At 60.0% G+C, this 15,599-nt stretch carries 21 protein-coding genes; 10 read left to right on the top strand and 11 right to left on the bottom strand.

All coding sequences use genetic code 11. The annotated features are described in order from the left end of the window. The 4 genes from PH552_RS14890 to PH552_RS14875 all read right to left on the bottom strand — a co-directional run bounded on the left by PH552_RS14890 (window position 1) and on the right by PH552_RS14875 (window position 4,425). A complete protein-coding gene (locus PH552_RS14890) occupies window positions 1-906 on the bottom strand; it encodes a carbohydrate ABC transporter permease (protein WP_183762916.1) in 906 nt (301 codons plus the stop codon). Between the two features lie 71 nt (window positions 907-977). Then, window positions 978-2,246 (bottom strand): ABC transporter substrate-binding protein, encoded by a 1,269-nt coding sequence (locus tag PH552_RS14885; RefSeq protein ID WP_183762913.1) that lies wholly within the window; start codon window positions 2,244-2,246, stop codon window positions 978-980. 237 nt (window positions 2,247-2,483) lie between these two features. Then, window positions 2,484-3,377, bottom strand: a complete 894-nt coding sequence (locus tag PH552_RS14880) for a sugar phosphate isomerase/epimerase family protein (protein WP_069611663.1) — start codon at window positions 3,375-3,377, stop codon at window positions 2,484-2,486. 7 nt (window positions 3,378-3,384) lie between these two features. Then, window positions 3,385-4,425: a Gfo/Idh/MocA family protein gene (locus PH552_RS14875; RefSeq protein ID WP_183762910.1), complete on the bottom strand. Its 1,041-nt coding sequence runs from the start codon at window positions 4,423-4,425 to the stop codon at window positions 3,385-3,387. 135 nt (window positions 4,426-4,560) lie between these two features. On the opposite strand from PH552_RS14875, the gene PH552_RS14870 reads away from it, so the two are divergent. From PH552_RS14870 to PH552_RS14860, 3 genes are all read left to right on the top strand, one after another. Continuing rightward, entirely contained in the window at window positions 4,561-5,604 is a 1,044-nt protein-coding gene (locus PH552_RS14870; RefSeq protein WP_112340401.1) for a substrate-binding domain-containing protein, read from the top strand. Between the two features lie 87 nt (window positions 5,605-5,691). Beyond that, window positions 5,692-6,081 (top strand): group II truncated hemoglobin, encoded by a 390-nt coding sequence (locus PH552_RS14865; protein ID WP_092711997.1) that lies wholly within the window; start codon window positions 5,692-5,694, stop codon window positions 6,079-6,081. Between the two features lie 7 nt (window positions 6,082-6,088). Then, on the top strand, window positions 6,089-6,466 hold the full coding sequence (locus PH552_RS14860) for a DUF423 domain-containing protein (RefSeq protein ID WP_112340402.1): 378 nt from the start codon (window positions 6,089-6,091) through the stop codon (window positions 6,464-6,466). A 35-nt stretch (window positions 6,467-6,501) separates the two neighbouring features. Here the strand turns inward: PH552_RS14860 and hmuQ are convergent, their stop codons facing one another. From hmuQ to PH552_RS14835, 5 genes are all read right to left on the bottom strand, one after another. Continuing rightward, a complete protein-coding gene (gene hmuQ / locus PH552_RS14855; protein ID WP_112340403.1) occupies window positions 6,502-6,816 on the bottom strand; it encodes a heme-degrading protein HmuQ in 315 nt (104 codons plus the stop codon). 18 nt (window positions 6,817-6,834) lie between these two features. Further along, complete coding sequence (locus tag PH552_RS14850; RefSeq protein ID WP_112340404.1) at window positions 6,835-7,113, bottom strand: hypothetical protein; 279 nt, start codon at window positions 7,111-7,113, stop codon at window positions 6,835-6,837. Further along, window positions 7,110-7,508, bottom strand: coding sequence for a DUF2325 domain-containing protein (locus PH552_RS14845; protein ID WP_112340405.1), 399 nt, complete (start codon window positions 7,506-7,508; stop codon window positions 7,110-7,112). Before PH552_RS14845 ends, PH552_RS14850 begins: the two co-directional genes overlap by 4 nt. A gap of 136 nt (window positions 7,509-7,644) precedes the next feature. After that, on the bottom strand, window positions 7,645-8,889 hold the full coding sequence (locus PH552_RS14840; RefSeq protein ID WP_169645321.1) for an energy transducer TonB: 1,245 nt from the start codon (window positions 8,887-8,889) through the stop codon (window positions 7,645-7,647). Window positions 8,890-8,893: 4 nt separating this feature from the next. Beyond that, window positions 8,894-9,361 (bottom strand): hypothetical protein, encoded by a 468-nt coding sequence (locus PH552_RS14835; protein ID WP_112340406.1) that lies wholly within the window; start codon window positions 9,359-9,361, stop codon window positions 8,894-8,896. A gap of 192 nt (window positions 9,362-9,553) precedes the next feature. Here PH552_RS14835 and hemP point away from each other — a divergent pair, with 192 nt between their 5' ends. The 7 genes from hemP to PH552_RS14800 all read left to right on the top strand — a co-directional run bounded on the left by hemP (window position 9,554) and on the right by PH552_RS14800 (window position 14,582). After that, a complete protein-coding gene (hemP, locus tag PH552_RS33755) occupies window positions 9,554-9,727 on the top strand; it encodes a hemin uptake protein HemP (protein ID WP_112340564.1) in 174 nt (57 codons plus the stop codon). Between the two features lie 9 nt (window positions 9,728-9,736). Continuing rightward, on the top strand, window positions 9,737-10,792 hold the full coding sequence (locus tag PH552_RS14825; RefSeq protein ID WP_112340407.1) for a hemin-degrading factor: 1,056 nt from the start codon (window positions 9,737-9,739) through the stop codon (window positions 10,790-10,792). 10 nt (window positions 10,793-10,802) lie between these two features. Further along, window positions 10,803-11,735 (top strand): heme/hemin ABC transporter substrate-binding protein, encoded by a 933-nt coding sequence (locus PH552_RS14820; RefSeq protein ID WP_112340408.1) that lies wholly within the window; start codon window positions 10,803-10,805, stop codon window positions 11,733-11,735. 37 nt (window positions 11,736-11,772) lie between these two features. Further along, window positions 11,773-12,846, top strand: coding sequence for a FecCD family ABC transporter permease (locus PH552_RS14815; protein WP_183762953.1), 1,074 nt, complete (start codon window positions 11,773-11,775; stop codon window positions 12,844-12,846). A 7-nt stretch (window positions 12,847-12,853) separates the two neighbouring features. Beyond that, window positions 12,854-13,645, top strand: coding sequence for a heme ABC transporter ATP-binding protein (locus PH552_RS14810; protein WP_112340410.1), 792 nt, complete (start codon window positions 12,854-12,856; stop codon window positions 13,643-13,645). A gap of 172 nt (window positions 13,646-13,817) precedes the next feature. Beyond that, the gene (locus tag PH552_RS14805; RefSeq protein WP_112340411.1) at window positions 13,818-14,168 is read left to right on the top strand and encodes a glycine zipper domain-containing protein; all 351 of its coding nucleotides are present in this window, start codon (window positions 13,818-13,820) and stop codon (window positions 14,166-14,168) included. Window positions 14,169-14,177: 9 nt separating this feature from the next. Next, a complete protein-coding gene (locus tag PH552_RS14800) occupies window positions 14,178-14,582 on the top strand; it encodes a hypothetical protein (RefSeq protein WP_112340412.1) in 405 nt (134 codons plus the stop codon). 135 nt (window positions 14,583-14,717) lie between these two features. Here PH552_RS14800 and PH552_RS14795 read toward each other — a convergent pair whose 3' ends face one another. Further along, window positions 14,718-15,269, bottom strand: a complete 552-nt coding sequence (locus PH552_RS14795) for an RNA polymerase sigma factor (RefSeq protein WP_112340413.1) — start codon at window positions 15,267-15,269, stop codon at window positions 14,718-14,720. 12 nt (window positions 15,270-15,281) lie between these two features. Then, window positions 15,282-15,488: a NepR family anti-sigma factor gene (locus PH552_RS14790; RefSeq protein WP_112340414.1), complete on the bottom strand. Its 207-nt coding sequence runs from the start codon at window positions 15,486-15,488 to the stop codon at window positions 15,282-15,284. Window positions 15,489-15,599 lie beyond the last annotated feature (111 nt).

Genomic DNA, 15,599 nt, shown 5'->3' with positions numbered 1-15,599 from the left:
TCAATGCCCTCCTTCGGCCTGCTTCGACTGCATACGCAGGAAGAGGATGCCGAGTATGATGGTCATGACTGTCTGCAGCGTCGCGATGGCTGCCGCATATCCGACGCGGTTCGTCGTGAAGAAATGGTAATATGACAGATAGGATGGAACCGTTGTCGCATTGTCCGGTCCGCCTGACGTCAGAACATAGATCGGCGCAAAGACCTTGAGGGCTGCAATCAGCGTCGTCAGCGCGACGACGAAAATTTCAGGCATCAGCATCGGGATTGTGATGGCGCGGAAACGCGCGAACCAGCTCGCATTGTCGAGCTCGGCGGCCTCGTAGAGCGAAGGATCGACGCGAGCCAATCCGGACATGAACACGACCAGGCAATAGCCCACCTGAACCCAGACGATGACGGCCGAAACCGCCCACAGCGCATAAGTGGCATCTCCCAGCCAGTTCTTCGCCATGAAATCGAGGCCGATTGCCTTGAGCACCGCATTGATGATGCCGATGGGGTTGAGAATCCATGCCCACAATACGCCGGCTGCGGTCAGCGGCAGGATCTGCGGCAGGTAGAAGCCTGCGCGAAAGAAGCTCGACCATGTCTGGCTGAATTGTGCACTGATATAATCGAACAGCACCGCCGCCAGCACCAGCCCCAATATGATGGGCACGATCGTCATCGAGATGATGAACAGCAGCGTATGCTGGATGGAACCCCAGAAAGCCGCATCGTGAAGCAGCCGCTGGTAATTCTCAAAGCCAACATATCGCGGCGGAATGACGCCGCCCTTCCATGTCGTGAAGCTGATGGCGAAATTGGCAATCAGCGGAACGAGCACGACAAGAACAAACCCCAGCACGCCGGGGATCATATAGAAATAGTACCCCGCCCTGCCGGCGCTCTTCGACTTATCCATCGAAATCCTCCAGTCCGATACGGCAAGGCGGCATGAAAGCCGTCTTGCCGTTGTGATTGTCGCCGATGGTGTTACTGCGCCGCCTGCACGTCGTCATAGGCCTTCTTCAGACGCTCCGCGAACTGATCCGGCGTGGTCGAACCGTTGACCAGACCCGTGGTCGCCTGGATCAGCAGTTCGTAGTAGCCAGGTACCGGCCAGTCCGGATAGAAGCCGAGGCCGCCCTTGCTGGAGATCTGGTTGAAGAGCTCGACATTACGCTTGCCGACCTCATCGGTGACCGAGGCCGGATCGGCGGCAATGGCAACGCCACCGAGATTGGCCTGCAGGTTCTGGTTTTCCTTGCTCAGGACGAGATCGATGAACTCGTAGGAGAGATCCTTGTTCTTGGCGCTCTTCGGCACCATGAACAGGTTGCCGGTCGAACCCACGCTGTACTTCGGGGTCGGGAAGATGAACTGGCTCCACTTGAAGTTCTTGATCGAACTTGCGAAATTGCCGTTGTTCCAGGTGCCGCTGACGAACATCGGAGCTGTGCCGGACGAGAAGAGATTGTCGGCGCCGCCGGTACCCTTCAGGCCGGTCGAGTCCTTCGAAATATAACCCTTGCTCACCCAGTCGGCGATCTTCTGAGCGGCAAACAGGAAGGGTTTGGTATCGAGCGGTGCCTTGAGCCCCTGATAATTCTTGACCCAGGTGTCGTCGGCTTGCGTCAGGGCCAGCGTATAGACCAGATGCTGCGCGTTGGAATCCACCGTACCATAGGCAAGCGGCGTAATGCCCTTCTTCTTGAAAGTGTCCAGCGCGGCTTCGAACTCGTCCAGCGTGGTCGGCACTTTCACGCCGTTGGCCTGGAACATGTCGATATTGTAGAAAACCGAAACGAATTCGCCATAGACCGGGATGCCGACAATCGGACCGGAGCCGTAGATGCCGTTGCCATCATATTTGCTGAGCTGGCTATTGGTTTCGTTGAGGATCTTGTCCCATCCGCGCGATTTGAATTGATCGTCGAGCGGCGTCAGCAGGCCCTGCGAGGCGACGAGGCCAGCCGTGGCATTGCCCTTGTTGTATTCCAGGATATCAGGCGCCTGATCCGAATTGAGAATGAGGCTGCCTGCCTTCTGCAATTGCTCGAAAGTCTTCTGTTCGAAATTGATCGTAACGTCGGGATGCTTGGCTTTCAGCTCTTCGAGCGCCTTGGTCCATGCCTTGGCCTGCGAAGTATCCGGCAGTTCGAACCACCAGACGTTAAATGTCTTGCTCTGGGCCTGCGCCACACCGGCGGCAAGCAGAAGCGACATGCCGGCGGAGATCGCCAGCTTCGAAAAAATATTCATACATTCTCCTCCACCATGCGAACCGTGACGGTATCTATCCGATGACATGGCCCGCGCTGCCATCGGCGTTTTCCTCTCGCCTGCACCAAGCGCCCGCCTATCCCAAGGGACAAGGTGCGGACGCTCGACAGTTCCTCCGTTGGGGTATCCCGTCATGCCCTAAGCGTCGATCACTCAGGACATTTCATTAACGCACAACTTGCCTCTTAAATCGATGCAGTTTTGCAAATGCATGCATTACTCGACGAAGTCCCCACCCCGGCTTGCCTTGAGATAGTTCAGGCCATGAACCTGGCCAGTCATTTCCAGCGCATCGCGATAGACGGGATCATGCCAGCCTTCGATGTCGATCGAACCGGACCAGCCGGCGAGACGCAGCTCGGAAATGATGTCGGTCCAGTTGCTGTCGCCAAAGCCCGGCGTGCGCATGAAGACGAACTTCTCCTTGCCGAAGATGCCGTGCTCCTTGATGACATCCCAGCGGATGGTCGCATCCTTGCCGTGAACGTGGAAAATCTTTTTCGCCCACTTGCGGATCTGCGGCAGCGGCTCGATCAGATAGACCATCTGATGGCACGGCTCCCACTCCAGGCCGAGATTGTCGTCCGGGGTCTCGTTGAACATCAGCTCCCAGGCATCCGGATTATGCGCGATGTTCCAATCGCCGGTCGCCCAGTTGCCGTCCATGGCGCAATTTTCGAAGGCGATCTTGATGCCCTTGTCGGCCGCACGCTTGGCAAGCTCGCTCCAGACCTGCTTGTAGCGCGGCAGGCTGTCTGTGAGCGGCTGGTTGCGGATACGGCCGGTGAAGCCGGCGACGCAGGTCGCGCCGAAATGATGGGCGTTGTCGATGCAGTCCTTCCAGCCCTGCAGCGTCTGCAGGTCCATCTCACGCTCTTCGAGCGGATTGCCGAACATGCCGAGAGTCGAGATCGTGATGTCGCGGTCGCCGATGGCCTCGCGGCAACGCTTGCCGAGTTCCGCAAGGTTCTGGCCGTTGGTGCTCTGCCAGAAGAACGGCTCGAAACTTTCGAAGCCCAGATCGGCGATCTTGGCGATGTTTTGGGCGGCATCCTCGTTCGTCGCCCTGATCATCGTGCCGATGCGGATGGCCTTTGCCGGATTTGTCATGATGTCATTATCCTTGTGCTGAAATGTCGACGCGCCGGCCGGTCTTGGCGCTCTCGATGGCGCCCAAAACCATGGCGAGGCTGCGAATGTTGTCATGGCTTGCGGTCTCAGGCGGCTTGCCGGTCTTGATCGCTTGGATGAAGGAGGCGATGACGCTGGCATGGCCGTGCGTCTCCTCCTCGTGCCTAGGTCCGGGAACCTCGATCGGAGTGAATCCATGCAGCAGGCCCGGCTCGTTGCCGGCGACAGCGGCCTCGAAATTCTCCTCGCCATCCCAGGTCAGCATGCCCTTGCTGCCGGTGAGCCGCCACTCACTTTCCCAGCTCGTGCGCCGGCCCTCGGCACACCAGGAGCCGCGATAGCTGAAGACGACGTCGTCGGAAAAATCGAAGAGCGCATGCGCCGATGCGCCATGCTTGTACCAGGAGCCTACCGGGTTCTTTTCAAGGCAATAGACCGAGAGCGGCACCTTGCCGGACACGAAGCGAGCGGCATCGAAGGTATGGATCGCCATATCGAGCAGCAGCACATTGTCCATTTCCTCGCGGAAGCCACCGAAATGCGGACCCAGGAAGAAATCGCAATGAACGCCCGTCAGCTCGCCGATCGCCCCCTCCTCCACAAAGCGTCGCAGGCGACGGATTCCGGAGATAAAGCGACGATTCTGAATGATGGCATGAACCTTGCCGGCCTCAGCGGCGAGATCGATCAGCGCTGCGCCCTCGGCGAGCGACGTAGCCATCGGCTTTTCGCTCAAGACGTGACAGCCGGCCTTCAGCGCCGTCGAAACCACGCCGAAACGAGCGGCCGGAATAACGACGTCGAAGACCAAGTCCGCCTTGGTCGCTGCAATGACCTCGGCGAGATCGGAGCCGATGACGGCATGATCGAGAGAGAATTCTTTCGCAAGATTTTCAGCGGTCGCTCGATTGAGATCGACCAGACCGACGATCTGAATGGATTCGGCAAGCGCCGGTGTCGAGGTGATGGCCCTGAGCCAGCCCTTGGACATAGCTCCGCACCCGCACAAAATGGCATTAAATTTCACGATGTCCTCCTGCGGGCCGTGCATTACCCCTCATGACACGCGCTCCGTAAACGTTTACGATACTATGCGAAAAGATTTTCCTGTGTCAATAGAGGAGGACTCTGGAAAGTGGCGCATGGAGGAAAACTGCGGCCGATGAAGGGAATTCGTCAGCTTGCCGAGCATCTCGATATCTCGATCGGCACGGTATCACGCGCATTGAACGGCAAGCCCGATGTCAACGAGGAGACCCGCAAGCGCGTTCTCGCCGCCGCCGAGCAGCTCGGCTATGTCGCCAACCAATCCGGACGCAGCCTGCGGCAGGGTACGACGAACGTCATCGGCCTGATGATCCAGTCAAGCCGGGAAACGGTTGAAAACAGCGACAACTTCTTCCTGACCGTGACGGGCGGGCTGCAGAGCGTTTTCTCGCGGCATAACCTCGATTTGATCATGCTCCCGTGTCCACATGACGAAGACCCTTATGAATATCTGAAGCGTATGGTGGCGCGGCGTATTGCCGATGCGATGATCATTTCGGAAACGCAGCGCGTCGACAAGCGCTTCGATCTGCTCGCCAAGGCAAAGATCCCGTTTGCAGCGCTTGGCCGCAGTCTTTCCGGCGCGCAGCATGCCTGGGCCGACCTCGATTTTGCCGGCGTCGCCAATGCGGCCGTCGACCGGCTCGTCGCACACGGACATCGCCGCATTGCCATCAGCGCGCCGGCAAGCGATATCAATCTCGGTTTCATCTTCGTGGAAGGCTATCGCCGGGCGCTGGAGCGGCACGGCATCCCTTATGATCCTGCTCTGGTCCTTCGCGCCAAATCGAGCGAACAGGGTGGTTACCAGGTTGGCGACGAACTGCTGGAGCTGCAAGACAGGCCGACCGCCGTGATCCTGATCTACGAATTGATGGCGATCGGCTTCTATCGGCGCGTGATGGAAGCCGGCATCATCCCTGGGCGCGATATTGCGGTCGTCAGCTTCCGTGAGGCGCCGCGCGCCAAATTCCTGCAGCCGGCGCTGACCTGCTTTCGCACGTCCGTGCACGATCTTGGCGTCGAACTGGCGGAAATCCTGCTTTCCAGCATGCCCGCCTATAGTCAGGAATACCCCAGGAAGACACGCCAAACGGTGTGGCCGCTCGAGCTCATCCCCGGGGAAAGCGATGCATTTCATCTGACGACCGAAAGATAAGGCAGCGCCGAAACGCCGCACAGCCATTCCGAGGTTGCGACTTCGCCCGTCAATTGCCATGTAGACATCGCAAACAGGGGCCTGGGCTTGAGCGAAGAAACCATCACACTTTACGAAGCGATCGGCGGCGACCGAACCGTACGGGCGCTGACTGCGCGCTTTTACGAACTGATGGATACGCTGCCGGAGGCGGCCAATTGCCGTGCCGTGCATCCGCCGAGCCTCGAAGGCTCGCAGGAAAAATTCTACGAATATCTGACCGGCTATCTCGGCGGGCCGCAGCTCTATATCGAGAAGCGCGGCCATCCTCGCCTGCGCAGTCGCCACTTCGTTGCCGCCATCGGCCCGAAGGAGCGCGATGAATGGCTGCTATGCTTCCGCCGGGCTATGGATGAAACCATCGAGAATGAAAAGCTGCGGGCTATCATCTGGGAACCGGTTGAGCGTCTGGCTTTCCACATGCAGAACAGGGAATGAGGAAAACATGAGAATCGGCGCCATAATCCGTCCGGTCACCCTGTTTATCGCCGGCATTCTCGGCGGCGGCGGTGTGGCGCTTGCCGCAGCCGCGACCCATGGTGGCGACACGCATTTCCTCGGCGCGGCTTCCACCATGAGCCTTGCCCACGCCCCTGCCCTTCTGGCGCTCTATGCCGGCTATGATCGTATCCGCACGGCGCCGGCGGCAGCTATCCTGCTAGGGTTGGGAACGCTGGTTTTCGCCGGTGATCTCGTCAACAGGCATTTCGGCGGTGGCTCGCTCTTTCCGATGGCTGCACCGACAGGTGGAATGGGTATGATCGCCGGATGGGCGGCGGTAGCGCTCGGCGCTTTCTTCAGAACCGGTGCGACCAAGGCCTGAGAGAGACCTATCTTGCCGAGGTAGGTGACGCTGCCTCAAATCCCCGGCACGACAGCAAAACCTTCGAATTGCGGCGGCCCCCAATAGAGCCGCTTGTTATCGGCCGCGTTGCGGTGGGCCATGCGAAAATGCTCGGATTTCGTCCAATTCAGAAACGCCTCTTCGCTGTGCCAGGTCGTGTGCGAGGAAAACAACGTATAGCCCTCCTCCACGCTCGATTTTCCGCGCAATAGGCGGAATTCGAGAAAACCTGGGACTTCCGATAATCGTGAATCGCGGCCTCTCCAAACCTCTTCGAATTCGCCCTCCAAACCGATGACGACCTTGAAGCGGTTCATGGCGATATACATGGCAACCTCGTTCGACGATCAGACCTTCTTGCGATGGCCTACAGTCTTATCTACGGCAGGCGCAAAGGCAACGACATTTGCGCCATTGCGGCTTGCTTCATCGAGCGGCTGCTCCGGCGCCTCTCCCGGCGGCCGCGTCCTCCAGGCTGGAAATGTCGCGACATTGGCGGCCCGCCGTTGTTCCTCGGCGCGGCGCATCAGCAATTCATAGAGTTCGGGCACCAGGCCATCGCCGTTCTGTGCGGCCAGCTTGTGCAGGCCGATCAGCAGAAACCCGTCAGGGCCATGATCGATCATCGGGAAGCATCTCGTTCGTTCATGGTCTGCAGCGCTCGCTCGAGGCTCGACTTGCTGCCATTGCGCAAAGGGATAAACGCCTTGCCGAATTTCTTGCAGCCCGTCTTCACCCGCAGGCAGGCGTCGTGGCTGATGCAATCGATCGGGCAGAACACACAGTCGACCGATGGCAGCACGGTATCGATCCGCGATACCGCTTCGCGCAGGCCGCCATCATGATGGATCAGCTCGGCGCCGAAGCTGCTGGCGATCTCTCGCAGATGCGCCACCTGGCAATCGCGCCCACCCACATAGAGGAAGCTGCGTCCATCGAGAGTGGATTTTCCGGAAACCGGTGCCGTTGTCTGCGCCTCACGGCTCTCGCGGCCAGAATCCTTCTTCCCCTTACGCGCCATGCATCACCCGCTTGCTGGTTGCTCTTATGCCCTCGACTCCATCGAGCGCGATGGCGACCATATTAAACTTGATTTTTGCAGTAAAGTATAAAGTTGAGAATTTTCATCATATTTTAAAGCAGTGCCGGCGCAAGGGCTAGCGCCCGCCGACCTGAACCGCTTGCATGAACGGCCAGGTCGGCCTGCCCCACTCCGAAGGCAACGGTGGAAATGGCGCCGCATTCCGGATCTGCTCCATCACGGCCTGATCCAATCCGGAGTCTCCGGAGCTACGTGCCACGGAAAGAGAACGAAGCTCGCCACCGGAACCAATCGTCAAGTTTATAACGAGTGTCAGGCCCTTTTCATATTTCGAGGAGACCCGTTGAACATAGCGCCGAATACGAGATTGCACTTTGCCTTTATAGTTTGCGACAGCGGCATCACCCGAACCCGTGCGGCGAGCATTTACTTGCGAACTTGCGTCGGACTGTGCGGTCTCGACACCATCGGCAGAGCCTCGCTTGGTATCCTCCCGGCTCTCCCCTCGTGACCCCGACTTTGCCTTGGCGACCTTTGCAACCGGCCTCTTGATTTCCTTCGGCTTCTCGATTGGCTTCGGTTTTTCTACAGGCGTTGCCACTGCCGTGGGCGGCTCTACCGGCTGGGCTTCGACGACCTCAGTCTCCATGGGCTGCACCGGTTCGGCGGGCTGAACCACCGTCGTCTCGGCCGGTGCCTGCGTCGCCAATATCTGCGGCTGCTCCGGCACGACTGTCATTGGTTGAGCCTGCTCGACAGGTTCAACACTTTGCACCTGCTGCGTCTCGACTTCCTGTGGCTGAACGACGTCCGGCTGCGGTGGCTGAGTCTCTTCCGGCGCTACCTCGCTTGGCTGAACCGTTTGCGGCTGCACGGCCTCGGCCGTCACCTGTTCCGGTTCGCTCTGCGGCGTCTCCTCGCCGGCGGCCATCTGATCGGTATCGGAATTGCCGATCATGATGACGCTGACAGTGTCGCCGGCTTCCTCCTGCGCCTCTTCCGGCGCCGCCACGAAGGTCAGCAACACCACGGCAACGATCGCGGCATGAAACAGGCAGGACCCCATACCGGAGAAAAGCAGTGACGTCCTATGCCCGGCAACAACGTCGCGCGGCCTTTCGGGCAGCGCGTCCATCGGCAGGTGCTCCGCCGTCTCGACGGGCGCGGCTTCGCCTGGATGATCCGGAAAGGAACTGATCTCACTAAATCGACTGTAATGCGCCACTGCTTCGCCGGCCGGCGGTCGCGGCGTGCCCTCAAGGCCGGTCAGCTCGTGGCCCGGCAGCATACTCGGATGGTTGTCATTCAAGCCGCCGTTGCCGCGGCGTTCCATGGAAACCCTGGCCGAGCGTGTCGCCATGGCTTCAGCCCTCGAAGGGAACTGATGTCTGGGAACGGGTGGTCAGCGCCGCCTTGCATTCGCCGGCTGCCGGGCCATCACAGACCGGCGTATCATTGATGATGATGCGCGATACGGTCTCGCACTTCACGCCGGGCATATCGAATTGCCGTACTCGCTTCTTGCCGAGCGGCAGGTCGCGAAAATCGAGAACGGTAACGCGATCGACCGCGTTCTTGTCGTTGAAGAAGGCGAGTTCGAAGGAAATCTTGCTGATTGGCGTCGCCATGTCGTTTTCGGCGACGAAGGTCATCATGCACCCCTTCTGCGAAGGCGCCAGTGCATTGAGCTCGACGTCGAGCTTGTGTGCGGCGGCCGGAGCTGCCGATGCAGGCGCCGCTGCCGCATTCGCATCCTGGGCGGATGCGGGAATGGAGGATGCCGCGGCAAACAGCCCCGAGATAGCGAGCGCCAGGATCGTTTTCGTCAGCATCGGCATGCCTCCTGAATATGTTTTGACGCTTACCTCCGGGCCGACGGCCCTCGCGTGTAGCGTCGAAATTTTTAAACTTGACTTTGTCAGTCTCCTATTGCGTGTTTATGAAACCATGAGTATGAGAGTCAAGATAAATTTGGTCGCACGACGGTTCGGCCCCCGATGAATTTTCAGGCAAAACTAAACAGGATGATTGCTGAGAAGCCCCCTACGCCGCCGGTGCAGTGCATGGCCGCACCGCAGGTAAGAATTGTCGAGAGCACGGATATTTTCCGGGGCCAGACCGAAATCATGATCAGGCACGAGGGCGTCATCTACCGCATGAAGATTACGCGCCAAGGCAAACTCATACTCAACAAATAGGCATGACAGATGACTGATACGACCCGACCGACCCCTGCCGAAATCCGGGCCTTCCGCGCCGAAAACCCGAAGATGCGCGAGCGCGACATCGCTGCCCGCCTCGATATTTCCGAAGCTGCTCTGGTTGCAGCGGAAGTCGGCATTTCCGCCATCCGCATCGACGCCAATGTCGATCGCTTTTTGGAGCGGATCGCCTCGCTCGGCGAGATCATGGCGCTGTCGCGCAATGAAAGCGCCGTGCATGAGAAAATCGGCGTCTATGAAAACATGAAATTCGGCGCGCAGGCGGCCATCGTGCTTGGGGAAAATATCGACCTGCGCATCTTCCCGAAGCGCTGGGTGCATGGTTTTGCCGTCACCAAGACCGATGGCGATCAGAAAAAACTGAGCCTGCAGTTCTTCGACAAGGCCGGCGATGCCGTCCACAAGGTGCATCTGCGCCCCGCCTCGAATGTTGAAGCCTATCACACCATGGTCGCCGAACTGCGCATCGAGGACCAGTCGCAGGAATTCATTGAAGACCGCTCGGGCTATGACAGCGGCGCGACGGATGGCGATGTCACCCGCGACGAACTGCGCGACCACTGGAGCCGGATGACCGACACGCACGAATTCTTCGGCATGCTGAAGAAGCTGAAGATCGGCCGTCAGGACGCAATCCGCACCGTCGGCGACGATTATGCATGGAAGCTGGATACCGGCGCTGTCGCCGAGATGATGCACGCCTGCGTGCGCGAGGGGCTGCCGATCATGTGCTTCGTGGCCAACGAGGGCACTGTGCAGATCCATTCCGGCCCGATCTTCAACGTGCAGACCATGGGTCCCTGGATCAACGTCATGGACCCGACCTTCCATCTGCACCTGCGGCTGGATCACATCGCCGAGGCATGGGTGGTGCGCAAGCCGACCAAGGACGGCCATGTCACCTCGCTCGAGGCCTACAACGCCCAAGGCGAGATGATTATCCAGTTCTTCGGCAAGCGGAAAGAAGGCTTCGATGAGCGCCCCGATTGGCGCGCCATCCTGGAGAGCCTGACGAGATCAGGCACCAGCGTTGCCGCGTGAGAGATGGTCCATGACGATGTTTAAGAACTTGAAGCGCATCAGGCTGTGGGAGGTCGCACTCACCATGGTGGTGATGGCCCTGCCGCTCGTGCCGGCCAATCCGATCTCCAGCTTCGGCAGCCTGGTGCGCCAGGCGCATGCGGCCGAAACGCCCAAGCCGGATACGTCGCGCCTCGTTTCCATCGGCGGTGATATCACGGAGATCGTCTATGCGCTCGGCGAGGAAAAGCGGCTCATCGCCCGCGATTCCACCAGCCTCTATCCGAAAGAAGCGACCAAGCTTCCCGATGTCGGCTATATGCGTGCCCTGTCTCCAGAAGGCATCCTCGCCGTCAATCCGACCGCCATCATCGCCGTCGAGGGTTCCGGCCCGCCGGAAGCCCTGGCCGTGCTGCGCAATGCCAGCCTGCCCTTCGAAACCGTGCCGCAGCACTATGACCGTGACGGCATTCTGAAGAAGATAGAGACCGTCGGCGCACTGCTCGGCGTACCGGAAAAGGCGAAGGCACTGGAAGACAAGGTTGCGGCCGATCTCGATGCGGCAATCGCTGACTCCGCCAAGCGTCCGGAGGACGAGCGCAAGCGCGTGCTCTTCGTGCTCAGCAATCAGAATGGCAAGATCCTCGCATCCGGTAGCAACACGGCCGCCGATGGCATCATCAAACTCACCGGCGCCGTCAATGCGATCAGCGGCTTTTCCGGTTACAAGTCGGTGACGGACGAAGCGATCATCGAAGCCAAGCCCGACGTCATCCTCATCATGGATCGCGAAGGGCCTCTGTCGATATCGGATGAGGACCTGCTGAAGCAGCCGGCCATTTCACTGACGCCGGCCGCCGGCCGCAAAGCGATCGTTCGCATGGACGGCCTGTACCTGCTCGGCTTCGGACCACGCACGGCCAGCGCCATTCGCGAGTTGAACGCCGCGATTTACGGAGGCTGACGTGGCATTCAACGATGCTGTGGCGGGATTGAAGCAGATGTCGCAAACCACGGCACGCCGCCGCGCGGGGGATCGCACCGCACGTGCCATCCTCGTCATCGCCGGTCTCGCTCTGGTTTCCGCCGCTGCATTTTTCTTCTCCATCATGACAGGCGCCTCGAATGCTTCGGTGTTCGACGTGATGACAGGCATGCTGGGCGGCAGCGTGGAAAGCGCACTCAGCAACCGCGACCGTATCGTCATTTTCGACATCCGCCTGCCCCGCGCCATGCTTGGCTTCCTGATCGGCGGTGGATTGGCGGTATCGGGTGCGGTCATGCAGGGCCTGTTCCGCAACCCGCTGGCCGATCCGGGTCTGATTGGCGTGTCCGCCGGCTCCAGCCTCGGCGCCGTGTCCATGATCGTCCTCGGCGGTGGCGTGCTTGCTCCGGTCGCGCATCTTTTCGGCATCTTCGCGCTGCCGCTCGCAGCTTTTATCGGCGGCCTGGTAACGACCATTCTGCTCTACAGGATAGCAACCAGGCAGGGACAGACATCCATCGCGACCATGCTGCTTGCGGGCATCGCCCTCGGGTCTCTCGCTCTCGCGGCAACAGGAATCCTCATCTACATGGCCGACGACCGGCAATTGCGCGATCTCACCTTTTGGAGCATGGGATCGCTGGCGGGCTCGACCTGGAGCAAGGTCAGCGGTGCCGGCCCTATCATCGTCCTTTCCCTTCTGCCGCTTCCCTTCATGGCACGCGGCTTGAATGCACTGACGCTCGGCGAGGCTGCTGCCTTCCATATGGGGATATCAGTGCAGCGGCTGAAGAATATCGCTGTAGTCAGCGTGGCGGCTGCAGTCGGCGCCTCCGTCGCCGTCAGCGGCGGCATCGGCTTCGTCGGTATTGTGGTGCCGCATATTCTGCGTATGGTCATCGGACCCGACCACCGCTTCCTGCTGCCGGCGTCCGCGCTGCTCGGCGGCTCGTTGCTGATCGTGGCCGATGTCGTTGCCCGCACCATCGTGTCTCCGGCGGAATTGCCGATCGGCATCCTGACGGCCGGTGTCGGCGGCCCCTTCTTTCTGTGGATGCTGCTGCGGCAGCGCTCGCGCCTCAGCCTGTGAACCTGCGATGATCGAAGTCTCCAATCTGAGCGTCCGGCTTTCCGGCAAGGCGGTCGTGCAGGATATATCCTTCACGGCCGAGGCCGGAACGCTGACTGCGATCTGCGGGCCGAACGGCTCCGGCAAGACCACTACGATGAAAGCGATCTCCGGCGAACTGGCCTATCGCGGCTCCGCGCAGGTGAACGGCGCGGAGATCGGCAGGCTGGAAGCCTGGCAGCTCGCCGAAACGCGCGGGGTCCTGCCGCAGGCAAGCTCCATCTCCTTTCCCTTCACTGTCCGTGAGATCGTTCGCATGGGTCTGACAAGGGGGCGCAACCGTCACCCCGAACAAGCGGATCGCACGGCTGCGGAGGCCCTCGCCGCCGTCGATCTTGGCGGCTTTGAAGGACGTTTCTACCAGGAGCTTTCCGGCGGCGAACAGCAGCGCGTGCAGCTTGCCCGCGTGCTCTGCCAGATTCCTGAACCCGTCGTCGACGGCAAGCCCTGCTGGATGCTTCTCGACGAGCCGGTCTCCAGCCTCGATATCAGTCACCAGATCACCATCATGACGCTTGCCCGGCAGTTCTGCCGGCGGGGCGGCGGCGTCATCGCCGTGATGCACGATCTCAACCTGACCGCACTCTTCGCCGACCGAATGATCCTGCTCAAGGACGGCCGGCTGCGGGCCAAGGGCGCCGTCAAAGACGTGTTGACGGACCGGCATCTCCAGGAGGTCTTCGGCTGCAATCTAAGGGTCAACCGCATTCCTGCCGACGGTGCCCCCTTCGTTCTAGCTCACAGTGCGCTGATCGACTGACCCTGCTTCCACCGGCCTTTCCGGAACTTTTTGCTGCACCCGCGCGTTGAAACCATGTGATCGAAATCGATGTTTCGAACGCTTGATTGTCTGGTGCGTTGGATAATTTCCGATCATCGCGACCAACAGGGTGTCCCCAGGGGCGCCGAAGCAAAGCGAAAGGGAGCTGAACATGGCTACATCCATTCTCCATTCGGTGCGCGGCAAGCGCAATGGCAGCAGCCTGCATGATGTCGAGGCAAGCATTGAGGAGCAGATCGAATCGCTGCGCGAGGAAGTTGCAGCTTTCGCCAAGCTGATCGGTGAAAACAGCGCCAAGCAAAGCAGGAAGCTACGCGCCAGCGCCGAGTCCGGTTTCGATGATCTGGCGGTTCGCGGCGAGGAGCTGCTGCGGGAGCTCCAGCGCGGCTATGCAAGGGGCTCGCGCGAAATGCGCAGGACCGTCCGGCAGCATCCCGTCGCTACCGTCGGGGCGGCGGCTGCTTTCGGCCTTGCCATCGCCCTGCTTCTATCTCGCCGCTAGGGTGGCGGGATGATCGCCCCGATCCTTGGCCTGCTTCTGTCAGGCATGTTCAACCGCACCGTTGCGCGGACCAAGCGCAACGGTATTTTCATCGCCATTGCGGCTCTTCTCCTGCTGACGGCCTATGCCTTCGCGCTGATCTCGGCGGCCATCTGGCTCGCGACGATCTACGGCGCGGCCATCTCGGCCCTGCTGATTGCGGCAGGCGCATTGCTGCTCGGACTGATCGTCCTTGTCATCATGGCGATCATCAACCAGCAGGAACAGCGCCGCGCCCGCGAACGCCGGCTGGCAATGGAGTCGATGGCAGCGGCAGCTCTTGGCCTTGTGCGCAAGCAGCCGCTGATGACCGCAGCCGTTGCAGCGGCCCTCGTATTCGGCAACCTCTTCGCCACGAGCGACGATGACGATTGACCCGCCAGCCTTCAACGCCTGCTGGGCGTTGAAGAAAATCGCGGGCAATACATCGGAGCGCGCCAAGCAGGCACAATGCCACGAATGAAATGATCCAGTGGAAGAGAAGACCCGGTCGAGAGACTGGGTTTTCTGTTAGAAGGCGAACGCCTTGGAGGTCAGCGGCGCTGACGTGGCATCCGGACCGAAATCCGCCTCGCCGGAAATATCCAGCAGTTCCTGCAGGCGCTGGCGGGCGCGGTTGACGCGGCTCTTGATGGTGCCGACGGCGCATCCGCAAATTTCGGCGGCTTCCTCATAGGAGAATCCTGAAGCGCCTACCAAGATGATGGCTTCGCGCTGATCCGGCGGCAGCTGATCCAGCGCTTTGCGAAAATCCTGCAGATCGACCGCCCCATATTGAGAGGGATGAGTTGCCATGGATTCGGTAAACACGCCGTCGCTGTCCTGTACCTCGCGGCCGCTTTTGCGCATCTGGCTGTAGAGTTCGTTTCGCAGGATGGTAAAGAGCCAGGCTTTCATATTCGTGCCCATCTCGAAATGATCCTGCTTGGCCCATGCCTTCATGATCGTGTCCTGGACAAGATCATCGGCGCGATCGTGGCGGCCGGTCAGGGAAATGGCGAATGCTCGCAGGCTCGGAAGGGCCGCAAGGAGTTCGCGCTTGAAGCTTGATTGCGTTTCCATCACGCCCACCTCCTATTCGGAGACCTTTGCGGAAGCCAGGCGCTCGGCCTGATCAAGCTTCTCGAGCAGATCGAGAAAGCGATCGGGAATGGCTTCGTCCTGCATGGCGGCATAAAACGAACGCAGCCGGTTGCCGATTTGGTTGTTGGGGTCGAGGATATCCACCGCGCGCAGGTCTGATGTCTTCTTGTCTGCGTCCTCGTGATTTTGGATAGTCATTATAGCCCGCTCGCTTCTTAATTGTCTCGCGTTCATGGATAAGCGCACCCTTTGCCTCCCGTCAGGAGACAGATTGACCTCATCCAAACATATTGCCTAACGAATCGTAAA

It is taken from the genome of Rhizobium aureum (assembly GCF_030182495.1).
Taxonomy (GTDB): Bacteria; Pseudomonadota; Alphaproteobacteria; order Rhizobiales; family Rhizobiaceae; genus Rhizobium; species Rhizobium tropici_C.
This window is presented reverse-complemented; position numbering and strand designations above follow the sequence as displayed.